Below are 26193 nucleotides of genomic sequence, written 5' to 3' on the forward strand. Positions count from 1 at the left end.
TAGGTGTCCGGGTGGGTGAGAAGCAAAGCCCGTTCTTCGAACGGAAGAAGCCCGCCACCGACGGTGACGGGCTTCTTCGTGAAGCAGATGACGGCAGGCTTATTTGCCGAGTTTCCTGCGCTGCACGCGGGTACGACGAAGCAGCTTGCGGTGCTTCTTCTTCGACATGCGCTTGCGACGCTTCTTGATCACTGAACCCATGCGGGAGTCCTCACGTTCTTCTCTAGCGTTTTCGCGCACGCCGTTTGCGTACGCCTACCTGACAACCAAGCCCTGGGGCTGCGGTCACCGAGCTGGCGCTGGGGCCACGTACTCGCCCACGGCTACACACCGGCTGGCTGGCACGACGAGCGCCAATCCTACCGGTGTGAACCAGGACTTACGAAACCGGCCCCACGTGCACTACTAGCCTGCGTCGAAGTACGAGGTCTCGAGATAGTCGTGGACCGCCTTGGCGTGCACACGAAAAGATCGACCCACCCGTACAGCGGGCAATTCTCCGCCGTGCACCAGCCGGTACACGGTCATTTTCGAAACCCTCATCAGCGTCGCCACTTCGGCGACCGTGAGGAACTGCGTTCCGGCCAGAGCCGGTTGACCGTCCGGGGACGAACCCTTGGACGGCTTGTTTATAGACGCCATCAATCCACATACCTCCGGCACGTCTCATGCGGCAGGCTTCCCCTCCTGCCGAACAGACACGCACGTGCTGCCCCCGAGCCTATAGGGACAGATGGGGTTACTGCGACGGGAGTGGGGAAAAGATTTTTTATTCTGCTGTGATGCCCATCTCAACGGATCGGGCATTCGCGGCACCGAGGGCATCGAAAAACGCTGCTCGGAGGCCGTTTCTCTCCAGTTCGCGCACCGCAGCGGCGGTGGTTCCGCCCGGAGAAGTCACGGCGTATCGGAGTTCGCTCGCGCTCTCGTCGGAGCGATCGAGCATCGCCCCCGACCCCACCATCGTCTGAACCACGAGCGCCGATGCCACGTCGCGGCTCAATCCCAGGCCTACTCCCGCGTCGATCATGGCCTCGGCCACCAGGAAGAAATAGGCCGGGCCGGAGCCGGACACGGCCGTCACGGCGTCGAGCTGATTCTCCTTGACCACGACCACCTTGCCGACGGCCGAGAGGATCGAGCGCACCAGTTCGAGGTGCTCGGCGCGGGCGTACTTGCCCGGTGCCAACACGCTGACGCCCTCCCCCACCAACATCGGGGTGTTGGGCATGACCCGAACGACCGGGAAACCGGCGGGGAGCTTGGGCTCGAACTTGGCGGTCGGGACGCCTGCGGCCAGCGAGACGATGAGTTGTTCGCGATCGCCGTCGAGTTCGATCTTCGTGATCTCGTTCAGTGCCGCTTCGACGTCGGCCGGCTTGACCGCCAGCACGATCACGTCGGCACCCTCGGATGCGTCACCGACGGTGGTGGTCAGTACTCCGAATTCCTCGGCGATCTCCTTGGCGCGGGCCTCGGACTTCTCGGCGACCACCAGATCGCGCACAGCGTGGCCGGACTCGAGGAGTCCCGCAATCAACGCCTCGCCGATCCGTCCGCCGCCGATCACTGCAATTCTCGTCATGGACGCCAAGCCTGCCATGTCAGTTCGAGCGCGGCACCATCGCCAACTGTCTGCTCTGCACCACGACGGCACCGGTCGAATCCAGCACCACGTGGTCCTCCTCGAACCAGGTGCTGCCGATGACGGTGCTGGTCGCCGCCACGCGCAGCCACCCCGGTGCCGGACGGCGTCGCAGGTAGGTCGTCAGCTGCACGGTCGGAGCCCAACCGAACATTCCGCGGTTCATGGTCACCGGGGCCGAGATGTCTCCGGTCATCAGCGCGAACAGCACGGCGGTGTCGACGTCGGCCTCGTCGCCCGCGAAGGGGCGCACCCACAATCGAATCTCCGCCTCGCCCTGCTGACCGGTCAGGAACGAGGCCGACGATGCGTCGATACGCATCTCGCAGCCCTTGGCGACGTGCACGATGGACGCCATCGGATGATCGCCTGCCACCGCGAGTGTCTCGGCGGGAGGTTCGACGGCCATCGACGACAACGACGTCGGTGTCTCGTGGTGGGGTTCGTCGGAGTCCGGACGACCGAGGGTCACCACCGCCCGCACGGCAACGCGTCCGGCCTGGGTGAGCTCGACGTCGACGTGGGAGACCTGGCGACCGCGCTTGCGCACGATGGTCGTCAGCGCTACCTCGCCGGGATCGGGTGCGGCCAGGTAGCTGACGCTCACTGCGAGCGGCTGGACCTCGGCCTGCTCCGGGTCGGTACCGACGATCTGCTGACGCGCTGCTGCGGCGCAGACCGCGAGCATCGCGCCGCCGTGCACCTTGGGACCGATGGTCCAGGTGGAGTCGATCGCGCCCGCGAACGATGCGGTGTCGGCGTCGACCTCGAGCGCGGTCAGGGTGGTGGCGGCCTTGAAGGGGCTGGCGGAACTCATTGACGACAACTTACCGGCGGCCTCAGGACAGGTGTGCGCGGGAGAACTGCAGTGCTTGTCCGAGCATCGACGATCGTTCGGGGACCGTGCGCGCGTTCTGCGTGTTGATCTCGATCACTGCCTGACCCTCGAAGCCGCGGCGCACCAGTTCGGTGCATACCTCGACACACGGCTGGCTGCCGTGACCGGGGATCAGATGCTCGTCGACCGATGCGCCCCGGCCGTCGGCCAGATGCAGGTGCGCGATGCCCTCGCCCATCCGGTCGAGCATCTCGAGCGCGTCCGAGCCTGCGGTGGCGGTGTGCGAGAGGTCGAGCGTGTAGTGATCGTGGCCGACGTCGGTCGGGTCGTACGACGGCGAGAACGCCGACAGGGCTGCGCCCGGACCACCGCGTCGTTCGAGTCGCTGTGCGGATTTCTCCTTGCGCCCGAAGAAGCGGTCGGCCCGCATCGGGAACATGTTCTCGACGGCGACCACCACGTGGGAGTTCGCTTCGAGTTCGGCGACCTGATCGGCGAAGCCGTCGCTGTACTTGCGCTGCCACCGGAACGGTGGGTGCACCACGACCGTCGCCGAGTCCAGCTTCTCGGCCGCCTCGACCGACCGGGCGAGTTTGGCGACCGGATCCGATCCCCACACTCGCTGCGAGATCAGCAGGCACGGCGCGTGGATGGCCTGCACCGGCATCGAGTACTCCCGCGAGAGCGCGGCCACCGCGTCGACGTCCTGGCTGACCGACTCGGCCCACACCATCAGCTCGATGCCGTCGTACCCGAGCTCCGCTGCGTACCGGAACGCCGCCTCGGTGTTCTGCGGGTAGACCGAGGCCGTGGACAGTCCCACCCGAATTCGCTGCGCACCCATCGGCGTGCCGGCTCAGCCGGTACTGAGCTGGAAGGCGAGCGGACCGAGCGTGACGAAGACGCCGACGGCGATCGCGATGACGATCGACATCAGATCGTCGGTGCGCCGCAGAATTCTCACCACTGCGACGAGCCCGACGATGACCAGCACCGACAGCACCAGCGCGACCCACGGCAGCACGTCCCACAGTTGCTCGAAGCCCTTGAACAGCAGCGCACCGACGGCGATCGACACCACGGCCTGACCGATCAGCACCAGCCATTGCCGGACGGCACCGCCCTTGCCCTTGACCGCCGCTGCCCGTCGATCGGTGCGCGAGGCCGCAGTCGCGCTGTCGGCCTCCGCGTCCGGTGCGTCGTCGGTTGCCGTGTCGGTTTCGACGTCGGTCGCGGTCTTCGGCTCGTCGTCGATCCCCGGCTTCACGAGATCGACGACCTCGGTGGCGGCGGACGTCTCGACCCCCGCCGACTCAGCTGTGGTGTCCTCGACGCGCGCGAGGCGCGGAGACACCACGGTCTTGGTCAGGTCGTCGACGTCGACGACCGCTGCTCGCGGAGCGACATCGGTGTTCGGCTCGGCCACCTCGACCTGCCGCGGTGCGCGGAAGCCAACCGGCTTGCGGGTCCGACTCTGCTCGGCCGGGGTGGATCCGTACGGAAGCCGATCCGACGTCGGCGTCGCAGCCGCCGTCGGTGCCACCGGGTGCCTGGCGCGTTCGGTGTCGTCGTGCGAGCGGTTCAGCAGGTCACCGGCAACCGTGGTGGAACCGGACAACAGTTCCGGCTCCGGCTGCTGTTTCTCGCGCTTGCCTGCCGGTTGGAACGGGGTGGGGCGAGTGCTCTGCGGCCGAGCCGGCTGTGGCCGCGAGGAGACGGCGGCGGGTGCAGCGTCCTCGGCCGCATCGTTGCTCTGCGGCGCTGCCGGAGCGACGTCGGACGTCTCGGGCTCGGGCTCGTCGGGGGCCGGGGTCTCGACAACCGGGGCGCTGCGGTTGCCGGGCTCGTCACGAACGACGGGGATCTCACCGGTCAGCTCGGCGACGGAGATGCCGCCCTTGACGCCACGGCGACGGCGACCGCCCGCGCTCAGGTTCGTCTTCTGACCGTTTCGGGCCAAGAGCTCGGCAACCGAGATCTGTCCGGTGTCCTCCGGGTTGGTGTCGCTCATCTCGAACTCCCCACCAGATCGCCGTCGGTTTCGGGGTCCAGCTTCCTCAACATCAAACCTTCCTTCAGCGCCCACGGGCATATCTCGAGTGACTCCGTTGTCGATGCCCGCATGCTCGCCTCCGCGACCAGAGCCCCGGCCGCCAGTTGTGGCGACCCGTCGGCGCTGACACCTACCGATTCTGCACGGTCGGCCGCCATGATCCGCGATACGAACGCTACGAGTTGCCTCGAGGAGTTGACTCGAGCCGCGTCTGCACCGACGTCGAGCACCCCTATTCGCACATGCCCACGGTACTGGGTCTACCGTCGTCGTTTGTGACAGCAGGTCGTGAGCAGCAGCCGTTCGCTGCAGAGGTCGAGATGGATTTCCCTCGAGAATGGGTCGAGTTCCCCGACCCCGACAATTCGGAACACCTCATCGTCGCGGATCTGACGTGGTTGTTGTCCAACTGGACCTGCGTGTTCGGGACTCCGGCGTGTCAGGGAACCGTCGAGGGCAGGCCCGACGACGGGTGCTGCTCTCACGGCGCGTTCCTGTCCGACGACGACGACAAGCGCAAGCTCGACGAGTCGGTGAAGTTGCTCACCCCCCAGGACTGGCAGCTCATGGACAAGGGTCTCGGCAAGAAGGGGTACGTCGAATACGACGATCTCGACGACGAGCAGTCACTGCGTACGCGGCGCTACAAGGGTGCCTGCATCTTCCAGAATCGACCCGGGTTCGAGGGCGGAATCGGGTGCGCGCTGCACTCGATGGCACTGCGCAAGGGCATCGAACCGCTCGAGGTCAAACCCGACGTGTGCTGGCAGCTGCCGATCCGGCGTACTCAGGACTGGGTGACGCGGCCGGACGGCTCCGAGATTCTCAAGACCACGATCGGTGAGTACGACCGACGCGGCTGGGGCGAGGGTGGTCTCGATCTGCACTGGTACTGCTCGGGCTCGCCCGACGCGCACGTCGGATCGAAGCAGGTGTTCGAGTCCTACAAGCCGGAGTTGACCGAGCTGCTCGGCAAGGCTGCGTACGACGAACTGGCGTCGCTGTGCAAGCGTCGCCGCGGTCTGGGTCTGATCGCGGTGCATCCGGCCACTCGTGAGGCGGAGCGGCTGCGCCGCACGTGAGCGAAACTTCGTAGCCCACTACGAAGACCGGAGTGGAGCCCGCGGAACGACCGCGGGCTCATCGCTCACATGCCGCGGGCTCTACCCCTCGAGCTTGTAGCCCAGTCCGCGCACGGTCACCAGGTGTTCCGGCTTGGCCGGATCGGATTCGATCTTCGAGCGCAGTCGCTTGACGTGCACGTCGAGTGTCTTGGTGTCGCCCACGTAGTCGGCTCCCCACACGCGGTCGATCAACTGCCCGCGGGTCAGCACTCGACCGGAGTTGCGCAGCAGATACTCGAGTAGGTCGAATTCCTTGAGCGGCAACGTGATCTGCTCGGATCCGACCATCACCACGTGGCGTTCGACGTCCATGCGCACCGGTCCGGCTTCGAGCACGCCGGTGTCGACTCCACCGTCGACCTCGGCGTCGGAGCCGCGCCGAAGAACTGCGCGGATGCGGGCGATGAGTTCGCGTGCCGAGTACGGCTTGGTGACATAGTCGTCGGCACCGAGTTCGAGCCCCACGACCTTGTCGATCTCACTGTCGCGTGCGGTCACCATGATGACGGGAACCCCTGAGCGCGAACGCAATTGCTTGCACACGTCGGTTCCGCTCATGCCGGGGAGCATGAGGTCGAGCAACACGATGTCGGCTCCTGCGCGATCGAATTCCGCCAGTGCCGACGGTCCGTCTCCGACGACGGTGGCCTCGAAGCCTTCCTTGCGGAGCAGGAAGGCCAGTGGATCGGCCAACGACTCTTCGTCTTCCACGATCAGAACGTTGGTCACTGATTCTCTCTTTCTGTAACCGAAGCGTCGTCTTCTTCTTCGAAGTACGCAGGGATCTGGAGGGTGAAGGTGGATCCGGTGCCCAGCTTGCTCCACAGCGAGATGCTGCCGTTGTGGTTGGCTGCGACGTGTTTGGCGATAGCCAGGCCGAGGCCTGTGCCGCCGGTGGCCCGCGACCGAGCTTTGTCGACGCGGAAGAATCTCTCGAAGACGCGTTCCTGGTCTGCTTTGGCGATGCCGATGCCGCGGTCGGTGACGGCGAACGCCACGTTGTCTCCGCGCAGAGCTCGGCTCACCGAGACGGGCGAGCCGTCCGAGGAGTAGGCGATGGCGTTCTGGATGAGGTTGGCCAGGGCCGTCACCAACAGAGCTTGGTCTCCGAGGACCTCGAGGCCGCTCGGGTGGTCGGTGGTGACGGAGATTCCGGCGTTCTCGGCGGCGAGCTTGGATCGATCCATCGCCTCGTTGACGACGGTGTCGACGTCGACCACCTCGAGGTCGGGTAGCTTCTCGGCTCCCTGGAGTCGCGAGAGCGCGATCAGTTCGGTCACCATGTTGCCGAGCCGTTTGGATTCGGCGACGACCTTGCCGCCGAAGTGCCGGACGGAGTCCGGATCGTCGGCCGATTCGAGCAGCGCCTCGGCCAGCAGGCTCATCGCGCCGACGGGGGTCTTCAGTTCGTGGCTGACGTTGGCGACGAAGTCCCGACGCGTCGCCTCCATCCGGACCTGCTCCGAGTCGTCGTCGGCGAACAGAACCACGAAGCGCTTGTCTTCCTTGCTCAGCAGGCGCGCGACGCAGCGGACGGCGATCTTGTCGCGGCCGGTTCTCGGGTTCTTCGAGCTGAGGTCGACCTCGACGGGGTTTCCGTCGGCCAGGACCTTGAGAACGGTCTCCCAGGCACGATCGTCGATCAGACGGTTACGCACCAGTCCCAGCTCCTCGGCGCGCGGGTTGAACAGCACCACGTCGTGAAACTGGTCGACGACGGCGATGCCGCTCTCCGATGCGAGGACGATCAGGTCCAGTACCTGCGACATCGTCAGGCCGGAGCTGGCTCGGCGACGCTCCGAGTGTCGAGTGTTGAGGTACGGGATCAGAACACCGCCGACGAGGTATCCCACGAAGGCCGCGGCGATAGCCAGTAGTACGGCCGATGCGACACTCACACCGGAATCGTACGTTCGATGGACAGCTCACATACGCAGGGTGCAGGCATTTCCCTGGTCGTCATAGTCCCCGTCGGCAGTGTTCTTCGATCGTTCACCTGCAGTTACGACAAAACGTCGGTTTGCGGGAGGTGGCGCTACTTGCCGCCCTGGTTTGCCACGGCAGCTGCGCCTGCGGCCGCTGCTTCCGGATCGAGGTAGGTGCCGCCCGGGTTGGTGGGCTTGAGCTTTCCGTCGACCTCCTCGAGGTCGTACTGCAGCGGAATGCCGGTGGGGATGTTCAGTTCGGCGATGTCCGCGTCGGAGATCTCGTCGAGGTACTTCACGAGAGCGCGCAGCGAGTTGCCGTGCGCGGCGACGAGGACGTTCTTGCCTGCCTTGAGGTCGGCGACGATCGTCTCCTCGAAGTACGGGATCAGGCGCTCGACGACGTCGGCGAGGCATTCGGTCAGCGGAACGCTGTCCAGATGGGCGTAGCGCGGATCGGCGTCCTGGCTGTGCTCGCTGCCGATCTCGATGGGCGGCGGCGGGGTGTCGTAGCTACGACGCCACAGCATGAACTGCTCGTTGCCGTACTTGTCCTTGGTCTCGGCCTTGTTCAGTCCCTGTAGTGCGCCGTAGTGCCGTTCGTTCAGACGCCAGTCGCGGACGACGGGTATCCAGTGCCGGTCGGCCGCGTCGAGTGCGAGGTTGGCGGTGCTGATCGCGCGACGCAGCAGCGAGGTGTACAGCAGGTCGGGCAGGGTGCCCGCCTCGGCGAGGAGCTGGCCTGCGCGCTTGCCCTCGGCCTCACCCTTCTCGGTCAGTCGCACGTCCACCCAACCGGTGAACTGGTTGGACGCGTTCCATTCGCTCTCGCCGTGACGAAGCAGAATCAAGGTTCCGATACTCATGTGGTCAGTTTCTCATGCTCCGGCTGCGCCGGCCCGCGTACGACGAGCACGCCGACGACGACGATCATCACGACGGCGGTCAGGGTGATCGGGATGGGAATGACGGGGTCGAACAGCACGAGCACAGCACCGGTGGGGACGACGACGTTGACCACTCGATCGGCGTGGGCACGAATAGCGATGAGCCAGACCCCGAACACGAACACCGCGATCGGGATCGTGACCGTGAACGACGCGGCGGTGTCGCCGAGCTTGCTCTGCTCGGTCAGTACGTCGATCTCGACCTCGATGCCGGCCGAGAACGCGCCTGCTGCCGCGAAGATGAAGTAGTGGGCGTAGCCGTAGATCACCGAGTTGCCGAATTTTCCGATCGCTCGGTGATGCGGGGGCCAGAAGTAGATCCACCACAGGCTCGCGGTGACGACGAGAGTGAGGACGGAGATCGAGATCAATGGTGCGAGGGCGGTCTCGTCGTGAATTGCCTCGATGATCGCGTTGGCCGACGCGAGTAGGGATTCGCCGAGCAGAATCAGTGTGAACAGTCCGTAGCGTTCGGTGATGTGGTGCGGATGCCACGGTGTCGTGCCCTGCCGCTCGGCGATCAGCGGTACCGACATCTCGACGCCCGCGAGTACGACGAACACGACGATCGCGGCGGTGCCGTCGAGCAGCAGTACCCAGAGAATCCACAGAACCTGCACTCCCGCAATGCCTATCGCATAGGTCAGCGCGGTCTGTCGATGTTCGGGGCTTCGCGATGCCCGCAGCCACTGAGTCACCATCGCCACGCGCATCACCACGTACCCGATCACCACGATGGTGAAATCCTGGTCCACGAACGCCGATTCGATTCCTGCGGAGAGCACCAACACCCCGGCCATCTGTACGACGGTCAGCGTCCGATACAGCCAGTCGTCGGTGTCGAAGGACGTCGCGAACCACGTGAAGTTCATCCACGCCCACCAGATCGCGAAGAACACGAGCGCATAGCCGAGCAAACCGTCGGCGATGTGGTTCTCGGTGAGGTCGTGATGGAGTTGAACCGACGCAATGCTGACGGCCACCACGAACACCAGGTCGAAGAACAATTCGAGTGGGCTCGCGGAGCGATGCGGCTCGTACGGATCACGAGGTCGCATCGGCACCAAACGGGCAGCGGAAGGGTTCACGATCGCAGACTAGGTCATCCCATTCGTGAGCGTTGTCTCGATTGTGTTGCGAGGGTTGATATTGCGGACATTTCGGACATTGTTCGACGCTTCGGCGTGGGTAGTGTCGGCACCTCACACCCCTTTTCCCGACTGCGCGCTGGGGTTCGAGTCCTGGCTGGTGTGTGAGGTCGACAGAAAGGGTGTGAGGTTACCGGCTCACTCACCCAGGTCCGCCCCGATCGCGCCGATTCGAGCTCCCACACTCTCATCGAGCTCCTCGGTCTCGACGAAATAGCGACGAAACACCGAGCGCATCAATTCGATGACTTCGATATGTTGCCTGATCGCAACAGCCGCCGACCGCTCTTCCCCATCGGCAAGTCGCTTGAACTTGCGCCCCAGCTGCTGAGCCGAAGGAAGCGTGCCGAATGCGTCGAAGTCGACGAGGAACTTGGTCTTCACCAGCATTTCGGCAAGATGGTCGATGTAGTCGGCGCAGACCCGGTCGCACTGGGCAGCAACGCCCTCCGGGATTTCCATCAACCCCGCCTCGGCACGTTCCGAAAGGTTCTGCCAATACTGCATCGACTCGAACAGGTCTCCGTTTCCAGATGTCATCGAACCTCTATCTTTCGATCTACCGTGCCCGCGCCGGTAGGTTTGCCAGCAAGGATTCCGTGACTCGACCGATTTCCGAACAAGGTTCGCCCTTCGCCTCGCGCCCGGCCCTACCGTCGAGAATGAAGTACACGATTCCTCCGACCACTTCGTACGCGACACCGCAGCTGACCTCGTCGTAACTCGCAGTTCGCCGAAACTGCACAGCACCAGCACTATCGGGTGCCGTGAAGTCACCGAACTGCTCGTTCGACTGCAGATAAGCCAGATCGTGGTAAGAGGAGAACACTCCCAGGAAATACCACGACCCCGGATCGGGGTCTGTCCAGATACATGTCTTCCAGTCGGTGGACAACGGCGCGTCTCCGAACAGGTTCGTGCTCTTGCTGTCCACATCCAATCCCGCTGCCTCGATGGCGTCGTTCGGGATGGTGCAGGGATCCCATGGCTCGTCTTCCACCGGTGTCGCGACCGCCGAGCTCGTCGGCTCTGCAACCGGCGCGCTCTTCGTCGCCCCGCCGCATCCGGAGACCGACACCATCACGCCGACCAGACCCGCCACCCACCACCGCGTTGCCCTCACCTCTTGTTGGACGCGGCGAATGTCGGTTCGGTTCCGCGACGACCTCACACACCTACTGACGAGTGCGCGCCACCGCTCACTTCAGAGTGGGGGCGCGCAGTCGTCAGAAAAGGTGTGAGGTCACCATCGAGCAGAGGTCAGCCGCAATTCGACGGAGCCGGCTCCCCTCGGAATCGCGCGTCCACGTAGGCGTAGGCCTCGGGCAGTCCGACGAGCGATCCGCTGAAGTGTTCGGCGAGTGGGTACGCCCGGAACTGCACCGTTGCGCCCGCTGCGCAGTAGCGGTCGACCGTCTCTTTCACCGGCGCGAAGGGAGTGATGAAGTCGTTGATCCCATGCCAGATGTACACCGGGGCGGTGGGAACGCCCTCGTACTCCACGAGACTGTTCTTCTTCAGAACCGCCTGCGCAGAAGGCAGCGAGGCAATGTCGACATTCGACAGGTCCCGGGCGCTCTTGAACGCTCCGCCGATGATGATGGGACGCCTGCATTCGTTGCTCACACGATCTCGCAGGGCCAGACCCGCCGCATTCAGGTTCTCCGAGACGGGGAACTCCGTCGGGTATTCACGTTCGAGTCCGAGGGATGCCGCCAGCGCCATTCCGAAGGCCGGATGCGGAATGGCACTGTAGCCCAGGTTCTTTGCGATCAATCCCAGGTCGGCGGGCGTTCCGCCATGCACGCTGGCCACGATGTTCAGCTCGGGGGCGTAAGTCGGTGCCATCGCACCGGCCCACGATGTCGCCAGTGCGCCTCCGGAGTAACCCAGTAACGCGACGGGGCTGTCCTTCAGCGGCAACTGCTCGAAGTTCTGCACGGCTCGAACCCCGTCGAGCGTCAACCGACCTTCGTACTCGGCAGCGCCGTAGGCACCGGTCGGTCCGAGGTAGTCCGGCACCGCAACCGCCCAACCGCGGGCGACCATACCGAGGTACAGGCTCGGCGCTTCACCGATCTCGTAGGTGAACAGTCCGTGCGACGGGGCACATTTGACGCCCAGAGCATTGATGACGGCCTGGTAGGACACCAGTGGGGTTCCTGCGCCTCTACCTCGGGGCATCAGCACCGTGGTCACTGCGGCAACCGGTGCACCTGCGGAGTTGGTGGACCGGTACTTCAGTTGCCAGATGTCGGTGTTGGGGTACATCCAGGCGTCCGCTCGACGGCTGGCCAGGATGTCACCCGGCGCGTGATCGGCGATGTCGGCCGGTGCCGCATAGAAGACGTCCGGATCGGGGGCCGTCGGCGCGGGAGCCGCCGACGCTGTTGTGCCCGTTGCGAACAGGTACACGCAGAGTGCCACCAGGATGGACCCCAGGGTCGAAAGCTTTCGGATCACGGTGCGCCTTTCGGAGTGAGCAAGATCGAAGATCACGGAACGACGGGAAGAGAGAACTGGTTGATCGGATCCGTCGAGGACACGACGACGTCCGCTGGGCCCGGCCCACCCGCGAAGGACGGATCCGACGCGGTGATCTCGACGGCGATGCGGTGTCCGAGGTCGAATCGATGGACGATGCTCGGTAGCGAGATGGTCACCGGCTCGCCGGATCCGCTGAGTACGGCAGGTGCAACCAGTCCATGGATCGGACTGCGCGCACCGTCGGGTGCTACGTCGAGCACGGTGACGAAGACGGTCGCGGGACCGGACACCGTGGGACTGATGGACAACGTCGGTGCGCCGACGACATCGATGGGTTCGGTCAGTGGCGGGGTCGTCCAATTCGCGGCAGAACCGGGTAACGAGACCCGTGGCACGGGCAACTCGCCCGCGAGATTCGGCAGTCCGAACGTGGTGGGCATCGACGCACCTGCACCCCGAATCGTCTGTTTCCAAACACCATTCGTCGAATCACCCTCGGACAGCGATCCATTCGACAACTGGAACGTGCGTCGGGCACCTACCGGAAATGTCTCGGATTCGACGTACGCGGGCGACGCGACGCCGCTGTAGGGCACCCAATCTCTGAAATAGGTGAATGCCGGCCCCGGGTCGACGTCGCGATCTTTGAGGTGTCGGTCGAGCCAGTTGCCCACCAGTGCCGCTTCGTGCTGAGTGAACGGGTCGGGTGCCTTGATGTCGAACTCTCCCGGATAACCCTTCCGATCGTTGTGTCCCCACGAGTGCCAGATCATGGACGTCTCGACGCCACGCGAACGCATGGTCTCGTAGGTGGCGGCCGCCTCGTCGAGGCTGAACAGTGAATCCTTCTGGCCCTGCGTGAGCAACACCGGGACATCGACGCGATCGAGGTAGTCCACCGGCGATACGTGACGCATCGCCGCCAGAGTTTCCGGGCCGGGTTCGCGATTGGCAGCGAAGGCGGACGCGGCGTCGCACACCCACTGGGCGTAGTTCGGGCACCCCTGCGCCCGTGCCGGATCGACTGCGTATCCGCCCGGGCCGGTCAGAATTGCGCCCGCGGCCAGAAACGCCGACCCGAACACGCTCTTGACCGGTCCGACGGATCTGCGGCCCGCCCCGTCCGGTGCCATCGACCGCGCCAGATCGTTCCAGGTGATCATCGACGCCACGGTGTCCAATCGTGGATCGACCGATGCCGTGGCCAATCCTGTTGCGCCGGCGTAGGAACCGCCGAGGTAGCCGACGCGCGGGTCACCGGGTCCGTCGAGTCGAACCACGTCGAGTGCCGGAGCGGCCACCGTCCGTGCGGGGTCGGTGAACACTCCGCCGCTCTCGCCGGCGAGGTAGCCGACGAGAGCCGACGCGGCCATCCCGTCGTAATCAGGATCGGCGAAGTAGATCTTGCACGTCGAGCCGCCGAAACCCAGGGCCGAGTAGGACAGCACCACGTAGCCGTGGGTGGCGAATCTGGCAGCGGCACCTGCCTGGTCGTCCTTGGACCCACCGAAACCGTTGCTGGTCAGAATGGCCGGGGCTCGGTGGTCCGGTCCGAGCCCGGCAGGAACATAGATATCTCCGACGACGGTGCAGTGCTGATCGCGTTCGGGTCCCACTGCGATGTCGAAGTACCGAGTCTGCACCGAGAAGCCGCCGAGCGTCTGCGGTGCCAGGACCGGAAGATCCGCTGCGTATCCGGGCACCGACGCCGTAACCAGAGCTGTCGTCACGGCAGCGACGACAGTTGCCCACCGTCTCATCGGAGGCAGTTGGTCGGCGGCGCGACGCCCCGAAACCTGTTGTCCAGGAATGTCAGTGCGGCGGGAAGCCCCTCGAATGCCGCCTGGATGTGCTGCGGTGCATGGACGACGTCGAACTGCAACGTGGCCCCACTCGCGCAGTACCGCGCAGCAGTGTCACGCAGCGCACCGATCGGAATCAGCGGATCGTTGTCGCTTCCCCACAGAAGTGTGGGTGCCGTCGGCACACCTGCGTACTTGACCAGACTGTTCTCGTCGATGATCTGCTGTGCCTCGGGGCTGTCCACCAAAGAGGTGGTGGTCGAGACGGCCAGCGCACTCTTGAACGCTCCGGTCGCCAGGATCACCGGCGTGCACGCATTCAACACCTGATCCTTCAACGCCAGACCGGTGGAATTGAGTTGTGCGGTGATCGGCAAGCGATCCGGGTACTCGCGTTCGAGTCCGAGGGCGGCGGCGAACGCGAGACCGAATGCCTGGTGGGGCTGAAAACCCAATGCGCGGGCGATGTTGTCCAGATCTGCGGGCACACCTCCGGCTGCGGCACCGACGATGTTCAGCTCGGGTGCGTAGCTGGGAGCGAGCGCCGCGGCCCACGCCGTCGCCATTCCGCCACCGGAGTAGCCGGCCATACCTACCGGGCTCGCTGCCAAACCGAGTTCCGGCACGCGCTGTGCGGCGCGGACGCCGTCGAGCGTGATCTGTCCGCCCAACTTGGCTGCGCCGTACGCACTTTTCGGCCCGAGATGGTCCGGTACCGCCACGGTCCATCCACGCATCAGCGCGAGATTGAGAAATTCACGTTCCTGGACGCCGGTCGTCGGGTCGGCACCGAACAGAGACTCCGACGGAGCGCACTGCAGCCCGAGCGCGTTGACGAAGGGTTGATAGGACAGCAATGGTCCGCCCGAGGCGCGGTTCATCGGTGCCAGAACGGTTGTCACTGCGGCGATGGCGTCGCCTCGGGAATCGGACGACCGGTACTGGAGCTGCCAGATGTCGGCGCCGGGATACAGGGGGCTCGAAAACCGCCGACTGGCAACGACATCACCGTTGTTCTTTCCGTTCAGGTCGGCAGCCGCCGCGTACAACGTGCCTGGTACCGGGGCCGGATCACCGGGCGCTGCCGACGCGTGGGGAGCCGAAGCGAACAACAGCGACATCAGCCCGACGACGAGTGTGAGGGTCACGAGGGTGCGAAGCATGGCGAAATTCTTCTCGATTTCGATCGGCCCGAACGCAAGGTTCGGGTGAGAGATATTCGGATACCGTTGACGGACAATCGACTTCGAGACAGTCACGGCGCACCCTGGGAGACCATCGGCGAGTTGCGGTCGACCGACTCGCGATCGCCGCGGGGCAGCGCGGCCGCGACTGCGGTGGCCAACCCCATGGTCGCGGCCAGCCCGAACAGCACCGCCCGCTGCGACGTCAGGTAGTCCGCGGCGACCGGCTCCGCGGGAAGCAGGTTGAAGTACACGGCACCGGTGACCGCAGTACCCACAGCAGATCCAACTTGCTGGACGGTCGGCATGATCCCCGACGCCGAGCCGATGGCGTGCGGGGCCACCCCGGCGACGATGGTGCTCTGCAACGGCGCGATCACCGACCCGAGACCCGCGCCGAGCACACCGAGCGGGACGACCGCCCACCAGGGAAAGCCTGCACTGTCGAGATACTCGGTGGTGACGCCGAGAACGAGCAGAGCCAGTCCCATAGCCCCCGCACCGGCCACAACGACTCGACAATCCCAGTGGCGGAACGAGATCGGCGCAGCCGCGGAGGCGAGCACGGCTCCGAGCGCGAAGGGAACGGTGATCGCTGCCACCGTCGACGCGCTCTCACTCAGTCCGGATTGCAGTGTCACCGACATCGTCAGAACGAATCCGGTGAAAGTGCCGTACACGAGGGCCGACACCGCACATCCCACGGAGAATCCGCGTGCACCGAAGACACCGATGTTCACCATGACGTGCGCTCCCGCTGCACGTCGACGACGCTCCCACACCACGAACCCGGCCAGGGTCGTCAGACCGAGCGCAACCGCGGGCATGGCAGCGAGGGCACTCGAGCTGATCATGACGGGGCAGACGATCAGCAGAGCCCCGATCGACCACAGGGCGGCACCGACCGCGTCGAACCGTCCTCCGTGTCCTGCCGGGACCTGCTCGGAACCCGGTGCGACGAACCTGCGACCGAGAACGACTGCCGCCGCAGAGATCGGGACGTTGATCAGAAACATTGCGCGCCAACCGGTTCCGAGGATGTCGAGGTGCAGCAGCGCTGCGCCGATCGACGGCCCGGCGAGTCCGGTCAGCCCCGCGGTGCCACCGTACAGCGCGAACGCGGTGGTGCGCCGGGTGCCGGAGTAGGCCGCTGTCACGATCGCCACCGTCTGGGCCGACATCGCCGCTCCCGCGAGCCCTTGCAACACGCGAGCGAGGACGAGCAGTTCGACTGTCGGCGCGTACGCACAGAGCACCGATGTCACGGCGAACAGCACAGTGCCGGCGACGAATACCGTTCTGCGACCGAACACCTCACCGGCGCGTGCCATCGTGAGCAGCGCGCAGGCGAACGCGAGCAGGTACGCCGTCGGGATCCAGACCTGCCCGGTGCCCGACGCGTCGAGGTCACGCGCGATCGTCGGCAACGCCACGGTGACGGCGGTGACGTCGATCATCTGCATCGTGACGGCCAGCAGACAGGCACCCAGCGTCAGCCACGAGCCGCGGCGAGGGTGCGTCATACCCGGCTGACGTCCGGAAGCTCGTGGGCGAACACGTGAGCCTCGGGCGGCTGTGGAATGTAGTCACCCTTGTCGACCACGGCGGAGTAGATTTCGGAGATCTTGGAGAAGTACAGGTCGATCGAACGATCGGCCTCGTCCGTGCCCGGGTACAGGAACTCGACGCCGGTGTGGTCCTCGAAGCGGTTGATCCACATGAAGACTTCCTCGGAGCTGCCGCGGTTGCCGTAGAGACCGGCTCCCGCCGCGTCCAATTCGGCTTCGCCCGGTAGCTTGCGAACGTCGACGTAGGAGATCATCGGCGCGGTCCATCCCGGCTGCGTCGTGATTCCGTGTTCCGGTAAGGCCAGCTCCAGCACCCGGTGGTACGAGGTGTTCGCCAGCAGCTTTCCGGAGTCGAATGCCTCTTGCGCGAGCACCGCGAGAGTACGGAACGTCGGCTGCTCACCGAGGTCGAATTGCACCGGAATCAGGCTCGAGTACCACCCGATCGACGCGAATTCACCCGGCGTCGACCGAGTGCTCTTGGGTGTCAGCCCGAGGTAGCTGTCCCGGCCGGCGAGCTCGTACTCCGCCAGGGCTGCGGCGGCGAAGATTCCGCCGATGAACTTGACTCCCACGGCTGCACACGCCTCGTCCACTGCCCGCGCCGTGGCACCGTCGAACAACGGGAACGAGCTGTGCGAGGTCCGTGTGTAGTCGACACTGCTGCGTCCCAACGGAAGTGGGAACGTCGGAAGATCACCTCCGTTGTCGGTGACCAGATCGATCCAGGTCCGAACGGCAGGACTGTCCAGGGTTGTGGCGTCGCTCTCGAGACGTTCACGCTGGCAGTATTCGAGGTAGCTGCCCGGGGTGAACAGGCCGTCGGACTCCCCTGTCACCGCATTGCGGTAGAGCTGGCGCAGTTCGTAGTAGGTCAGAGCCTGCGAGATGCCGTCGGTGTCGAGGTGATCGACCGCCGCGTACACCACGAAGTGATCGTCGTGTTCGATCGTTCCGAACGAGAAGCAATCCCAGCTCTCGGGACCGGGCGTGCTGTCCTGCACGTGACGCCGGATGGCCTCGGAGTCCGCCGGCACTCCGAAATCGGTCGGTTCGAGCGCGATGTCGGCGATGTCGACGAGGTGGCGCGTGGAACCTTCTGCTGTGGTGGAAAACCAGCTGCGGAACGAATCGTGCCGGGTGACGAACGTGTTGAATGCGCGCCCCATCGCGGCGCGGTCCAGTGCGCCTTCGATCTCGAACGTCACCAGGCACAGCCGGGAGAATCGGAACGACGATCCCCGGTTGCGGTACGCGGCTTCGAGATACGCCTGCTGGATGTGCGAGGGCGGTGCCGGGTGAACGGGTGCGGCCGCGGCAGCAGCTCGTGAAGCGACGGTGGGTGACCACGTGGTGAGCGGTCCTGGAGCGGGTTTCCACTCGTCGATGAGTCCGAATGCGACCACGACACAACCTTTCGAAGGAGACAGAGCGATTCGACGCGGAGAAGTGCGTCGGAGGAGCCAGTGCATCATCCGGGCCGAGGCCGAGAAACCCGCCGACGAGCATTTTGGAAAATTGACAACGATCCGCGGGATATCTGTGTCAAAACTGAACAATCGTCAGCATTGTTGTCGATGACAGTGTTCCGATCTACCGTCTGAGGTCGTACCGCGTCGGACACAGGCCTGTCGCGCATTGCTCCCACGATGTCAGGAACCATTGATGCCCAGTCGATTTCGCCTCGGTCAGGCGACCTCGTCGGCTCTGAGCGCGCTCGCTACCGCCGTCGTTCTCCTGTCGAGCACGGCGGCACCGGCTACCGCCGAAACCACCTCGTCGGTGGTCGGCGTCGAGGGCATTGCCGACCGACGAGACATCGTGTGGGTGCATTCGGCAGCCATGGACCGCGATATCCAGGTCGACGTATTTCGGTCGGCACAGCCCGGTTCTCCGACGCTCTACCTACTCAACGGAGCGGCGGGCGGCGACGGGGGAAGCAGCTGGTTCGATCAGACCGACATCGCCGGCTTCTTCGGAAACAAGAACGTCAACGTGGTGGTCCCGCGCGGCGGCGCAGCGAGCTACTACACCGACTGGCTGCACGACGATCCGGTTCTGGGCCGAAACATGTGGTCCACCTTCCTCGGTCGGGAACTTCCTCCGTTGATGGATGCTCTGCTCGACGGCAACGGGGCAAATTCGGTCGCCGGTATCTCGATGGCAGGCACGTCCGTCCTGCAGTTGGCGATCGCCCACCCGTCGGTGTATCGATCCGTCGCGGCGTTCAGCGGATGCGCGCGTACCAGCGACCCGGTGGGTGCCATGTACGTCAGGTCGGTGGTCGAAGCCCGCGGCGGTGGGTCGACCGCCAACATGTGGGGACCCCAGGGAAGCGCCGACTGGATTGCCAACGACCCCTACGTCAATGCCGAGGGGTTGCGCGGCATCGACGTGTACATCTCGTCCGGAACGGGAGCGCCCGGTGCATTCGACGTACCGGGTGGTCCCGGTATCGGCAGCGATTACGGCAAGCTCGCCCAGCAACTCGCCGTCGGTGCCGTGATCGAGGCGACGACCGATGTGTGCTCGCAACAGATGCAGAAACGCTTGCAGGAGCTCGACATCGAGGCCACATACAACTTCCGACCCAACGGGACCCACTCCTGGGCCTATTGGCAACAGGATCTGCACGACTCGTGGTCGGTGATCGCACCGTCGTTGGGGCTGCCGACCGGCACGTCCTGACCCGTGACTCCTCGAGCGATGACGAAGGAAAAGCGATGAACCGAACCGACGCTGCGGGCACTCCGGCTCTGGCTGCCACCTGGGCCCGCTCACCGTGGCCACTCGCCGACATCATTCGGGCCAAACGTGGCCGGACCGTCTCGGTCGTGCTACCCGCTCTCGACGAGGAGGAGACGGTTGCCGGCGTCATCGCCTCGATGACTCCTCATATGGGCAGCCTGATCGACGAACTGGTGGTGCTGGATTCGGGATCGACCGACGCCACCGCCGCTCGGGCCCGCTGCGCCGGTGCCACCGTCGTCTCCAGGGAGGACGCACTACCCGGCACACCCGTGGTCCGCGGCAAGGGTGAAGCGCTGTGGCGCGGCGTGGCTGCGACCTCGGGGGACATCGTGGTGTTCGTCGACTCCGATCTGGTCGATCCCGGTTCGCACTTCGTTCCCTCCCTCGTCGGACCGCTGGTCATGGACGACGACGTCGAGTTGGTCAAAGGCTTCTTTCGTCGACCCCTGACGATCGGTGACACCACCGACGAGGACGGCGGCGGCCGCGTCACGCAGCTGACGGTACCGCCGCTGCTGACGGCACTTCGGCCCGAGCTCGCCGGTGTCTTCCAACCCTTGGGCGGAGAATACGCCGCGACTCGTCGCCTCTTGGAGGCACTTCCGTTCGCGCCCGGCTACGGCGTCGAGATCGGTGTCCTGCTCGATACGTGCGACCGGTTGGGTATCGGCGCGATCGGTCAGGTCGGACTGGGAACCCGACGGCATCGAAATCGACCGACCTCGGAGCTGGCGGTCATGAGTCGGCAGATCATCGCCACGATGTTCTCGCGCCTCGGCCTGAACGATTCCGGAGCCGAGTTCACCACATTCTCGACCACCGGCTCTCAGGTCTCGATGAGCGTGGCACCCTTGTCTCTTGTCGACCGTCCCCCGCTGATCACCGTCGACCACTACCTCCGTGCCACTCGCCGGAACTCGGTGAGCGCCCCGGTGTGAGACGAAGCCAGCCGCGCCCTCCACCGTCGAGCACGGTGGAGGGCGCGGCTGGGGCTTTCGAGAAACGAGCTACTTGCCTGTCTCCGCGGCACGGAGGTCCTTGCGCAGAATCTTGCCCGCCGCAGACTTGGGGACGATGTCGATGAACTCGACGCGTCGCACCTTCTTGTGCGGCGACACGCGCTCGGCGACGAAGGCGATGACGCCCTCTTCGTCGATCGTGGCACCCTGCTGGCGGACGACGAACGCCTTGGGAATTTCCTCGCCCTCGTCGTCGAGCACTCCGATGACGGCGGCGTCGGCGATCTCCTCGTGCGTGAGCAGCAATGCCTCGAGCTCGGCCGGGGGCACCTGGTAGCCCTTGTACTTGATCAGTTCCTTGAGGCGGTCGACGATGTAGACGACACCCTCGGGATCGACGACGGCGATGTCGCCGGTGTGCAGGTAACCGTCGGAATCGAGGGTTTCTGCGGTGGCGGTGGGGTTGTTGAGGTATCCGACCATCACGTTCGGTCCCTTGACCCACAGCTCACCGGGCTTGCTCAATCCCTCAGTGGGCAGCTCGATCTCCTCGAGGGTGCCCGGGTCGACGAGCTTGTTCTCGGTGTTCGCCAGCGGCTGGCCCACCGAGCTGAGCGGCATGTCGTCGCGATCGAACGGAATGGCGTGGCTGACGGGGCTGAGCTCGCTCATGCCGTAGCCCTGACGCACCCGCGTGTTCAGACGCTTCGCGACGGCCTTGCCGAGTTCCTCGTCCAGCGGTGCCGCGCCCGAGAAGATGGTGTGCACGCTGGAGAGGTCGTACTGATCGATCATCGGGTGCTTGGCGAGCGCGACGGCCACCGGCGGTGCGATGAACAGATACGTGAGCTTCTGATCCTGGATGATCCTCAGGAATTCGACGAGGTCGAACTTCGGCATCGTCACCAGGTGGGCGCGCAGCTTGAGGGCGATGTTGAGCAGCACCGTCAGGCCGTAGATGTGGAAGAACGGCAGCAGCGCCAGGATCGCGTCGTCGCTGTCGATCCCGACGCGCGGTTCCATCTGAGCCACGTTCGCGACGAGGTTGCGGTGGGTGAGGATGACGCCCTTCGGCACACCCGTCGTGCCGGAGGAGTACGGCAGCACCGCGACGTGGGTGGCCGGATCGAACGAGACCTCGGGGGCGGGTGCGCCCTGGGTGAGCAGGTCGCGCAGGTTCGGGTGGCCCTCTGCGCCGTCGAGCACGATGACGTGGTCTGCGTCGAGGCCGACCTTCTCCGCGGCGGCCTTGGCCTGCGGGTACAGCGGGGAGACGGTGAACAGGAACTTCGCGCCCGAGCCGGTGAGTTGCTTGGCGATGTCCTCGGCCGTGTACAGCGCGTTGATCGTCGTCGCAGTTCCACCCGCGCGCAGGATGCCGTGCAGCACCGACGCGAACGCGGGCACGTTCGGCGAGTGGAGTCCGACGACGTCGCCGACCTCGAGTCCGCGTGCGGCCAGAGCGCCTGCGATGGCGTCGATCTGGCCGATCAGCGTCTTGTAGGTGGTGACCGCACCCGACGTTCCGTCGATCAGTGCAGGCTTGTCGAGGTCGGACTCGGCGATCGATCCGAACAGGAAGTCGTAGACGCTGAGTTCGGGAATCTCGACATCGGGAAAGGGACTGCGGAAGCTCATGGCTCTCCTTCGAAAAACTGCGGCAACAATGATCGAACCCTACAGTGAAAGCGGTCACAACGGACGTACGACCCTACCGCCGAGTCAGGTAGTGGAGGGCTAACTTCGCGACGCGTACGGTTTGCCCGCTGCGGCCGGTCCCCGGACGTGGCCCACGAGGCCCGCGACGGCGAAAATGGTCACCACGTAGGGCAGCATCAGCATGAACTCACTGGGTACCGGCGAGCCGATGATGCCCAGTACGTTCTGCAGGTTCGACGCGAATCCGAACAGCAGTGCAGCCAGCGTCGCGCGTACCGGATCCCAGCGCCCGAAGATCACGGCGGCGAGAGCGATGTAGCCGGCACCGGCCGTCATCTCCTTGCCGAACGCTCCGACCGAACCCAGGGTGAAGTACGCACCACCGAGGCCGGCGATGGCACCGGCGAGGCAGACGTTCCAGAATCGGGTGCGGGCGACATTGATTCCGACGGTGTCGGCAGCTTGCGGGTGTTCACCCACGGCGCGCAGTCGCAGGCCCCACTTGGTGTGGAACAACCCGAGGAAAACCAGAGCTACCGCGACGTACATCAGGTACACGATGAGCGTCTGCCGGAACAGCACCGGGCCGAGGATCGGAATCTGCGAGAGCACCGGAATGTCGATGCGCGCGAAGCGCGGTGGTGAGTTGAGTGTCTCGGCGTTCTTGGTGAGCACCACCGAGTACAGGAAGCTGGTCAGTCCGACCACCAGCACGTTGAGCACCACACCCACGATGACCTGGTTCACGAAGTAGCGAATGGAGAACACGGCCAACAGGGACGCGGTCAACGCTCCGGCGATCAGTGCCGCGAGTAGCGCGACGTACGTGGAGCCGGTGATCGACGCGACGACGGCGCTGACGAACGCACCTGCCAGCAACTGTCCTTCGATGGCGATGTTGATGACGCCGACGCGTTCGGAGATCACGCCGCCCATGGCACCGAAGATCAGCGGGGTACTCAGAGCGACCGCGCCGATGAGCAATCCGGGAACGGGAATGGTCTCACCGTCCGCGGCCCAGGCCAGGAACCCGAAGACGAACAGCACGGCGAACACTGCGAGCAGCCACAGCGGTGCCGAGCGGTACTGCGAGGCCAGGAACGCCGCGTATGCGGTGATGACGGCCAGCGCGACGACCACCGCGAGACCGGTGCCGAACGACGGCACGCCCACGGCGGGCAACGCGAAGAAGTCACCCTCCGAGGCCAACGCGAATGTGCTTGTGCCCGAACCCTTCTTGACGACGAACAGCACCAGAGCGAGCAGGGTCACCACCCCGAGGATCGTGGGCACCTTCCAGCTGCGACCCAGCACCGCCTCGGCGGGGGCACCGACGGCGTCGGTAGAGGTGGTCACAGTGCACTCACCTTCGCGGTCTCGGCTTTCGCGAGTTTCTCTTCACCTGGTTTGGGCAATCGGAACACCGCTCGCACCAGTGGCGGCGCGGCGATGAACAACACGATCACCGACTGCACGACCAGCACGATGTCGATCGGTACGCCCTCGGCTGCCTGCATGGCGAACCCGCCGGCCTTGAACGCGCCGAACAGGATTCCCGCGAAGAACACGCCCCAGGGTTTCGATCGGCCGAGCAGTGCGACGGTGATGGCGTCGAACCCGATTCCGGCGTCGATGTCGGCGCTGAAGCCGGTGGTGACGGTGCCGAGCACCTGCGCCACTCCGGCCAAGCCGACCAGGGCGCCCGACAGGATCATCGCGTACAGGTAGATCCGATTGACGTTCATGCCTGCGACGCGCGACGCGTGCGGATTCTCGCCGACGGCGCGGAAGCGGAATCCGAGACTGGACCGTTCGAGCAGCCACCACACCGCGACGGTCACGACGATCACCAGCACGAATCCGAGGTGCAGACTGTAGCGGTCGCCGAAGAGCTTGGGGAACACCGCAGTCGACGCGATGGGCGGGGTCTTGGGGTTGTTCGATCCCGGTGCCTGCAGAGCACCGGGGGTACGCAGCAGATACGCGACGAGGTAGAACGCGATGTAGTTGAGCATGATGGTGACGATCACTTCGTGAGCGCCGGTGCGTGCCTTGAGGAATCCGGCGATACCGCCCCACACTGCGCCGCCCAGGACTCCGGCGACGACGGCCACCAGGAGGTGGATCCCGGCCGGCAGGTTCACTCCGAAGCCGACCCAGCCTGCGCACGCCGATGCGATGAGCATCTGGCCGCGGCCACCGATGTTGAACATTCCGACGCGGAAGGCCAGTGCCACACCGAGTCCCGCGACGATCAGCGGAGTGGCGAAGGTCAGCGTCTCGGTCAGCGGACGGATGCCGTTCTCGAATCCTGGACGCCGGAAGTTGTACACCGAGCCCTGGAACAACGACGAGTACGCTCCGGCAACGGAATCCCAGACCGCCTCGAGCATGTCCGAGGGACGGGAGAAGAAGTACCCGGCCGATTCCTGCACGGCCGAGTTGGTGGCGGCGATGAGCACGGCCCCGACGATCAACGCGAGCAACACCGCGAGAACCGAGATGATCGCGCTGCCGGTGAAGATCTGCCGCAACACGACATGCGACTTCGACGGCTCCTGAGATACCGACGGCCGCTCGGCCTCACTCACCGCGTTCACCACCCATCATCAATCCGAGTGTTTCGCGGGACGTATCCCCGGGGACGATTCCCACGATTGCTCCTCGATACATGACGGCGATGCGGTCGGCCAGTGCGGCAACCTCGTCCAGTTCGCTCGACACCACGATGACCGGGATCCCCGAATCCCGGGTGGCGACGATGCGTTTGTGCACGAATTCGATGGATCCGACGTCGATTCCGCGAGTCGGCTGCGCAGCGACGAACAGTCGCAGATCGCGGCTCAGTTCTCGCGCGAGCACCACCTTCTGCTGATTGCCACCGGAGAGGCGTCCGACGGCGGTGCCGATTCCCGGTGCGCGAACGTCGAATTCGCTGAGCTTGTCCGATGCGAACTTCTCCAGATACTCGCGTTGCACCGCGCCGCGTCGCACGAACGGCATGCTGTTGGAGCGATCGAGCATCAGGTTCTCGGCGATGGAGAATTCGCCCACCAGTCCGTCGACGGTGCGGTCCTCGGGGACGAAGCCGACGCCTGCGTCGAGCACGTCCTGCACCGTCGACCCGACGAGCGAGTTGCCGTCGAGGCTGATCTTGCCGGATACGTTGTCCTGCAACCCGAGTAGGGCTTCGACGAATTCGGTCTGACCGTTGCCCTGCACGCCGGCGATCGCGAGGATCTCTCCCGCCGCGACTTCGAGGCTGACGTCGTCGACGGTCTTGTTGCCCTGGGCGTCGAACACGGACAGGTTCTCGATCACCAGTGCCGCGTCCCCGGGCGTGGCCGGGTCCTTCGAGACGGTCAGCTGCACATCGCGTCCCACCATCAGTGCCGCGAGCTCGGTGTTGCTGGCGGTCGGCTTCGCTTCGCCGACGACCTTGCCGAGCCGGATGACGGTGATCTTGTCGGCCACTTCGCGTACTTCGCGCAGCTTGTGGGTGATGAAGACGATCGTGGTGCCCGACGCCGCGAGTTCGCGCATGATCCGCATCAGATCGTCGGTCTCCTGCGGCGTCAGGACGGCTGTCGGCTCGTCGAACACGAGTACCTTCGCCTCACGAGAGAGTGCTTTGACGATCTCGACCCGCTGCTGCACGCCGACGGGAAGGTCGTCGACGAGAGCATCGGGATCGAGGTCGAAGCCGAACCTCGCGGATATCTCCCGCACCAGCTTCCGAGCTGCCACGAGGTCGAGTCGTCCACCGAGCGAGGTGGTTTCGTTGCCGAGCACGATGTTCTCGGCGACGGTGAACACCGGAATCAACATGAAGTGCTGATGCACCATGCCGATTCCGGCGGTCATCGCCTCGCCCGGTCCGGCGAAGTTCTGCTCGACGTCGTCGAGCAGAATCTGGCCCTCCTCGGCGCGATACAGGCCACTGAGCACGTTCATCAACGTGGACTTGCCTGCACCGTTCTCGCCGAGGAGACAGTGGATCTCGCCGGATTCGACGCTCAGATCGATGTGGTCGTTGGCGATCAACGAGCCGAATCGTTTGGTGATACCGCGAAGTTCGAGCTTCATATCCCTTTACGACCGTT

Annotated in this window: 24 protein-coding genes and 1 pseudogene; 3 read left to right on the plus strand and 22 right to left on the minus strand. The window is 65.0% G+C overall.

Annotation, left to right across the window (positions count from 1 at the left end):
* Positions 1 to 99: 99 nt before the first annotated feature.
* From CH274_RS27095 to CH274_RS27125, 7 genes and pseudogenes are all read right to left on the minus strand, one after another.
* Positions 100 to 201, minus strand: coding sequence for a 30S ribosomal protein bS22 (locus CH274_RS27095; RefSeq protein ID WP_003402602.1), 102 nt, complete (start codon positions 199 to 201; stop codon positions 100 to 102).
* A 204-nt stretch (positions 202 to 405) separates the two neighbouring features.
* Positions 406 to 642, minus strand: a complete 237-nt coding sequence (locus CH274_RS27100) for a helix-turn-helix domain-containing protein (protein WP_008713658.1) — start codon at positions 640 to 642, stop codon at positions 406 to 408.
* Between the two features lie 127 nt (positions 643 to 769).
* Complete coding sequence (gene proC / locus CH274_RS27105; RefSeq protein ID WP_032394165.1) at positions 770 to 1585, minus strand: pyrroline-5-carboxylate reductase; 816 nt, start codon at positions 1583 to 1585, stop codon at positions 770 to 772.
* Positions 1586 to 1604: 19 nt separating this feature from the next.
* A complete protein-coding gene (locus tag CH274_RS27110) occupies positions 1605 to 2462 on the minus strand; it encodes a thioesterase family protein (RefSeq protein ID WP_094659431.1) in 858 nt (285 codons plus the stop codon).
* A gap of 22 nt (positions 2463 to 2484) precedes the next feature.
* Positions 2485 to 3327: a sugar phosphate isomerase/epimerase family protein gene (locus CH274_RS27115; RefSeq protein WP_045198902.1), complete on the minus strand. Its 843-nt coding sequence runs from the start codon at positions 3325 to 3327 to the stop codon at positions 2485 to 2487.
* Positions 3328 to 3339: 12 nt separating this feature from the next.
* The gene (locus CH274_RS27120) at positions 3340 to 4494 is read right to left on the minus strand and encodes a hypothetical protein (RefSeq protein WP_094646858.1); all 1155 of its coding nucleotides are present in this window, start codon (positions 4492 to 4494) and stop codon (positions 3340 to 3342) included.
* A pseudogene (locus CH274_RS27125) lies at positions 4491 to 4745 on the minus strand (Ppx/GppA phosphatase family protein); the annotation flags it as partial. The gene CH274_RS27120 and the pseudogene CH274_RS27125, both read right to left, overlap by 4 nt.
* A 111-nt stretch (positions 4746 to 4856) precedes the next feature.
* Here CH274_RS27125 and CH274_RS27130 point away from each other — a divergent pair.
* Positions 4857 to 5618: a hypothetical protein gene (locus CH274_RS27130; protein WP_179272857.1), complete on the plus strand. Its 762-nt coding sequence runs from the start codon at positions 4857 to 4859 to the stop codon at positions 5616 to 5618.
* 81 nt (positions 5619 to 5699) lie between these two features.
* Here CH274_RS27130 and CH274_RS27135 read toward each other — a convergent pair whose 3' ends face one another.
* The 11 genes from CH274_RS27135 to CH274_RS27185 all read right to left on the minus strand — a co-directional run bounded on the left by CH274_RS27135 (position 5700) and on the right by CH274_RS27185 (position 18127).
* Positions 5700 to 6389, minus strand: a complete 690-nt coding sequence (locus CH274_RS27135; protein ID WP_032393874.1) for a response regulator transcription factor — start codon at positions 6387 to 6389, stop codon at positions 5700 to 5702.
* On the minus strand, positions 6386 to 7558 hold the full coding sequence (locus tag CH274_RS27140; protein WP_032393873.1) for a sensor histidine kinase: 1173 nt from the start codon (positions 7556 to 7558) through the stop codon (positions 6386 to 6388). The genes CH274_RS27135 and CH274_RS27140 overlap by 4 nt, the downstream gene beginning before the upstream one ends.
* 137 nt (positions 7559 to 7695) lie before the next feature.
* On the minus strand, positions 7696 to 8451 hold the full coding sequence (locus tag CH274_RS27145; protein ID WP_094646857.1) for a phosphoglyceromutase: 756 nt from the start codon (positions 8449 to 8451) through the stop codon (positions 7696 to 7698).
* Complete coding sequence (locus CH274_RS27150; RefSeq protein ID WP_094659432.1) at positions 8448 to 9590, minus strand: low temperature requirement protein A; 1143 nt, start codon at positions 9588 to 9590, stop codon at positions 8448 to 8450. The genes CH274_RS27145 and CH274_RS27150 overlap by 4 nt, the downstream gene beginning before the upstream one ends.
* 228 nt (positions 9591 to 9818) lie before the next feature.
* Positions 9819 to 10220, minus strand: coding sequence for a hypothetical protein (locus CH274_RS27155; RefSeq protein ID WP_094659433.1), 402 nt, complete (start codon positions 10218 to 10220; stop codon positions 9819 to 9821).
* Between the two features lie 19 nt (positions 10221 to 10239).
* Positions 10240 to 10782: a DUF3558 domain-containing protein gene (locus CH274_RS27160; protein ID WP_143546652.1), complete on the minus strand. Its 543-nt coding sequence runs from the start codon at positions 10780 to 10782 to the stop codon at positions 10240 to 10242.
* A gap of 158 nt (positions 10783 to 10940) precedes the next feature.
* Positions 10941 to 12143 (minus strand): lipase family protein, encoded by a 1203-nt coding sequence (locus CH274_RS27165; RefSeq protein WP_032394163.1) that lies wholly within the window; start codon positions 12141 to 12143, stop codon positions 10941 to 10943.
* 32 nt (positions 12144 to 12175) lie between these two features.
* Positions 12176 to 13897, minus strand: a complete 1722-nt coding sequence (locus tag CH274_RS27170; RefSeq protein WP_179275878.1) for a CocE/NonD family hydrolase — start codon at positions 13895 to 13897, stop codon at positions 12176 to 12178.
* 26 nt (positions 13898 to 13923) lie between these two features.
* The gene (locus tag CH274_RS27175; protein ID WP_094659609.1) at positions 13924 to 15132 is read right to left on the minus strand and encodes a lipase family protein; all 1209 of its coding nucleotides are present in this window, start codon (positions 15130 to 15132) and stop codon (positions 13924 to 13926) included.
* Positions 15133 to 15224: 92 nt separating this feature from the next.
* Positions 15225 to 16676: an MFS transporter gene (locus CH274_RS27180; RefSeq protein ID WP_094659436.1), complete on the minus strand. Its 1452-nt coding sequence runs from the start codon at positions 16674 to 16676 to the stop codon at positions 15225 to 15227.
* Positions 16673 to 18127: a condensation domain-containing protein gene (locus tag CH274_RS27185; RefSeq protein WP_032393867.1), complete on the minus strand. Its 1455-nt coding sequence runs from the start codon at positions 18125 to 18127 to the stop codon at positions 16673 to 16675. The genes CH274_RS27180 and CH274_RS27185 overlap by 4 nt, the downstream gene beginning before the upstream one ends.
* A gap of 259 nt (positions 18128 to 18386) precedes the next feature.
* On the opposite strand from CH274_RS27185, the gene CH274_RS27190 reads away from it, so the two are divergent.
* Positions 18387 to 19409 carry an alpha/beta hydrolase gene (locus CH274_RS27190; RefSeq protein WP_032393866.1) on the plus strand — a complete coding sequence of 341 codons (1023 nt, stop codon included), beginning with the start codon at positions 18387 to 18389 and terminating at the stop codon, positions 19407 to 19409.
* Positions 19410 to 19444: 35 nt separating this feature from the next.
* Positions 19445 to 20410: a glucosyl-3-phosphoglycerate synthase gene (locus CH274_RS27195; protein ID WP_094659437.1), complete on the plus strand. Its 966-nt coding sequence runs from the start codon at positions 19445 to 19447 to the stop codon at positions 20408 to 20410.
* A gap of 69 nt (positions 20411 to 20479) precedes the next feature.
* On the opposite strand, the gene CH274_RS27200 is transcribed toward CH274_RS27195, so the two are convergent.
* The 4 genes from CH274_RS27200 to CH274_RS27215 all read right to left on the minus strand — a co-directional run bounded on the left by CH274_RS27200 (position 20480) and on the right by CH274_RS27215 (position 26176).
* Positions 20480 to 22069: an AMP-binding protein gene (locus tag CH274_RS27200; RefSeq protein WP_032393865.1), complete on the minus strand. Its 1590-nt coding sequence runs from the start codon at positions 22067 to 22069 to the stop codon at positions 20480 to 20482.
* Positions 22070 to 22168: 99 nt separating this feature from the next.
* A complete protein-coding gene (locus tag CH274_RS27205; RefSeq protein WP_045198883.1) occupies positions 22169 to 23446 on the minus strand; it encodes an ABC transporter permease in 1278 nt (425 codons plus the stop codon).
* Positions 23443 to 24681, minus strand: a complete 1239-nt coding sequence (locus tag CH274_RS27210; RefSeq protein WP_045200973.1) for an ABC transporter permease — start codon at positions 24679 to 24681, stop codon at positions 23443 to 23445. Before CH274_RS27210 ends, CH274_RS27205 begins: the two co-directional genes overlap by 4 nt.
* A complete protein-coding gene (locus tag CH274_RS27215) occupies positions 24674 to 26176 on the minus strand; it encodes an ABC transporter ATP-binding protein (RefSeq protein ID WP_094629742.1) in 1503 nt (500 codons plus the stop codon). Before CH274_RS27215 ends, CH274_RS27210 begins: the two co-directional genes overlap by 8 nt.
* Between the last annotated feature and the right edge of the window lie 17 nt (positions 26177 to 26193).

It is taken from the genome of Rhodococcus sp. 06-418-5 (assembly GCF_002258285.1).
Lineage (GTDB): Bacteria > Actinomycetota > Actinomycetes > Mycobacteriales > Mycobacteriaceae > Rhodococcoides.